Here is a 3022-nt window from a genome sequence, read left to right on the forward strand (position 1 = left end):
GGCATCCGCGGCGCGGAGGACCTGTTCGGTGGCGTGGTGCCAGAACGCGTGCTCGCCTCCAAGGCGATCACCCATCCGCTGGTGGACGCACCCTCGCGCGTGCCCGCGGGCTGGTCCGCCGTCTTCGCCGACCGCGTGCGCCCGGTGGTGCTGCCCGGCTACAGCGCCTTCGCGGCAGCCGACGCGCGCCGCGGGGGCCGCGCCCTGCTCGAACGCGGCCGCGTGCGCATCAAGCCGGCGCACGGCAACGCCGGGCGCGGCCAGCGTGTGGCCGCCGACGCCGCCGAACTCGACGCCATCGTCGCCGGCTTCGACGAGGATGCACTGGCCCGCGATGGTCTGGTCCTGGAAACCGACCTGCACGACCTGACCACCTGGAGCATCGGCCAGGTGCGCGTGGGCCACCACACGATCGCCTATTACGGCACCCAGTGGCTGACCCGCGACAACGACGGCGACGTCGCCTACGGCGGCTCCAGCCTGCGCGTGCACCGCGGCGGCTTCGACGCCATGCTGCGCGAATCGCTGCCCGCGGACGTGCGCGAGGCCGCCGGGCAGGCGCAGCTCTACGACGAGGCCGCGCGGCAATGCTTCCCCGGCATGTTTGCCTCGCGCCGCAACTATGACGTGGTGCAGGGCGTGGACCATGGCGGCCATGCGCACGCCGGCGTGCTCGAATCCTCCTGGCGCATCGGCGGCGCCAGCGGCGCGGAGGCCGCCGCGCTGCTGCGCTTCCGCGACGAACCCACGCGCCGCTGGCTGGGCGTGCGTACCGAGGAACACTACGGGCCCGGCACCGTTGCGCCATCCGGCGCGATGGTGCTTTTCCACGGTGCCGACCCGGCGGCCGGACCGCTGCTCAAGCTCACGGTGGTGGAGGACGATGACGACGCGTAGCCAAGGCACCGACATCGCCGTCGACGGCGCCCGCCTCGCCGGCACCATGCTCGCACCCGGCTCGACCATCCCCGGCGTGCTGTTCGTGCACGGCTGGGGCGGCTGCCAGGAACGCGACCTGGGCCGCGCCCAGCAGATCGCAGCGCTGGGCTGCATCTGTCTGACGTTCGACATGCGCGGTCACGTACGCACCGAAGCGCTGCGCCAGATCGTCACCCGCGAGCAGAACCTCGCCGACGTGGTGGCCGCCTACGACCACCTGCGCATGCAGCCGCACGTCGACCCGGACGCGATCCTGGTGATCGGTGCAAGCTACGGCGGCTACCTGGCGGCCATCCTCACCGCGTTGCGCCCGGTGAAGTGGCTCGCGCTGCGCGTGCCGGCGCTGTACAGGGACGAGGACTGGAACGTGCCCAAGCGCTCCCTCAACCGCAAGGCGCTGGACGACTACCGCCGCCGCGTGCTCGACCCGCAGGACAACCGCGCCCTGCGCGCCTGCCACGACTTCACGGGTGATGTATTGATCGTCGAGTCCGGCCATGACCATCTGGTGCTGCCGCCGGCCATCGTCAGCTATCGCAATGCGTTCCGGCACACCCACTCGATGACCTACCGGATCATCGACGAGGCCGACCACGCGCTGACCAGCACGGCCTGCCAGCGCGCCTATACCTCGATGCTGCTGGCCTGGACGGCGGAGATGGTGTTCGGTGCCCGCGCCGGCGGCGCGCCCGGTTCGGCCAGCGCCGGACAGGTCACGGCGACCGGCTGATTGACGCGCAACGGCTGCATTCGCCCAAACGCCAGGTCAGCCACGCGCCTTTGGCGAAGCACCATCGTTTCTCCGGCAAAGGAACAACGACAGGAGCCTGCGTGCGTCTGGAATGCACGCTGATTGGCGGGGCCAAGAGGGCCAAAACAGCCGCCATCGCAGCCCGTCAGGATGATTGCATTCGCAAAATAATCACTTTTGCTGCTGATAGAGTGGCCGTGCTCAACTACTGAGCAGTCCAAATAAGGGGACATGGCTATGATCAAATTCCTACCGCGCCGCGCCCTCTGCGCCGGCCTGGTCGTCATGGGTCTCTCGGCTTCCGCTTTCGCGGCTGAGCCATCGGGCACGGGCCTGGGCCAGGCCTGGCCGAACGCGCAGGACGTGAGCGCCAGCTCCAACTGGCATGTCTACGTGTTCGCGGCCAACGGCATCCGGTACGTGCAGGTCAACGACCTCTGGGGCAACGTCCGCGGTGCCTTCGCCGCCGCCAACGGGCAGTTCCTGGTCCTGCCGATGGGACGCGACGCCAGGCACATCTCCACCCCCCAGCAGCCGCTGAGGCTCGCAAGCACCGTGGTTCCGCTGACCTCGTATGCCGAGACCGTCTATCGTGACAGCAGCATGCAGGTCAACGCGACGCCGCTCAGCAACGGCACTACGATGTTTACCGCTACGCCGTCAACAACAACAACGACAACGACGGCCGCACCCTGCAATCTGCTTGATTGCAGCGGGCATGTGAACTAACTAATAAAAAAAACCGCCTTCCGGCGGTTTTTTTTTGACCACTTTTCAGAATCAGACGAGATCCGGATCGGACAGCATGATGCTGACGCGGCTGCCCTCGACCAAGGACCGCACACGGACCTTGCCGCCGAAACCCGCTGCCCGGTCCTTGATGGCACCCAGGCCCAGGCCGCTCGCGCCCAGCGCCGGCTGCAGATCGTCCCAGCGCACCCTGCTCAGCCGCTCGTAGTCGACGTAGCTCTCTACGCAGAGCAATGCCCAACGATGGCCGCCGAACGATCCACCCCGAAGCCGCACGCGAATGCCGCTGATGTTGCGCTTGGCGCAGGCAAAGGCGATCGCTTCGCAGGCCAGGCGGTACAGCGCCAGATGGACACTGCTGGAAAGCTCATCCAGCTTGGGGCCGCCGGTCTCGCACCAGTACGCTATCCCCGCTTCGTCCAGCGCACGCGGCATCGAACCCTCGCGCAGCGCCGCAGGCAGGCCGCGCTCCCGCCAGGACAATGGATAGAGCGAATCGGCCAGGCGATACATCTGGTGCTGCGTCACTGCCGCCTGGCGGCAATAGCTGCGCTCGTCGGTCGCGGGCAGCAGGCAACGCAG

3 protein-coding genes and 1 pseudogene are annotated in these 3022 nt (G+C 68.2%); 3 read left to right on the forward strand and 1 reads right to left on the reverse strand.

Annotation, left to right across the window (positions count from 1 at the left end):
* The 3 genes from HOQ08_RS00140 to HOQ08_RS00150 form a co-directional block, all read left to right on the forward strand.
* Nucleotides 1-897: DUF3182 family protein (locus HOQ08_RS00140; protein ID WP_291189703.1), on the forward strand; the 897-nt coding region annotated here is incomplete at its 5' end.
* Nucleotides 884-1669: an alpha/beta fold hydrolase gene (locus HOQ08_RS00145; protein WP_291189706.1), complete on the forward strand. Its 786-nt coding sequence runs from the start codon at nucleotides 884-886 to the stop codon at nucleotides 1667-1669. The genes HOQ08_RS00140 and HOQ08_RS00145, both read left to right, overlap by 14 nt.
* Before the next feature lie 252 nt (nucleotides 1670-1921).
* Nucleotides 1922-2419 carry a hypothetical protein gene (locus tag HOQ08_RS00150; protein ID WP_291189709.1) on the forward strand — a complete coding sequence of 166 codons (498 nt, stop codon included), beginning with the start codon at nucleotides 1922-1924 and terminating at the stop codon, nucleotides 2417-2419.
* 51 nt (nucleotides 2420-2470) lie between these two features.
* Here the strand turns inward: HOQ08_RS00150 and HOQ08_RS00155 are convergent.
* Nucleotides 2471-3022 (reverse strand): annotated as a pseudogene (locus tag HOQ08_RS00155) (hypothetical protein); the annotation flags it as partial.

It is taken from the genome of Frateuria sp. (assembly GCF_013362045.1).
Taxonomy (GTDB): Bacteria; Pseudomonadota; Gammaproteobacteria; order Xanthomonadales; family Rhodanobacteraceae; genus Frateuria_A.

Bases quoted from the DNA above. Each gene is read 5' to 3' on its own strand.
- HOQ08_RS00145 (WP_291189706.1), top strand. From the start codon at position 884: ATGACGACGCGTAGCCAAGGCACCGACATCGCCGTCGACGGCGCCCGC.
- HOQ08_RS00150 (WP_291189709.1), top strand. From the start codon at position 1,922: ATGGCTATGATCAAATTCCTACCGCGCCGCGCCCTCTGCGCCGGCCTG.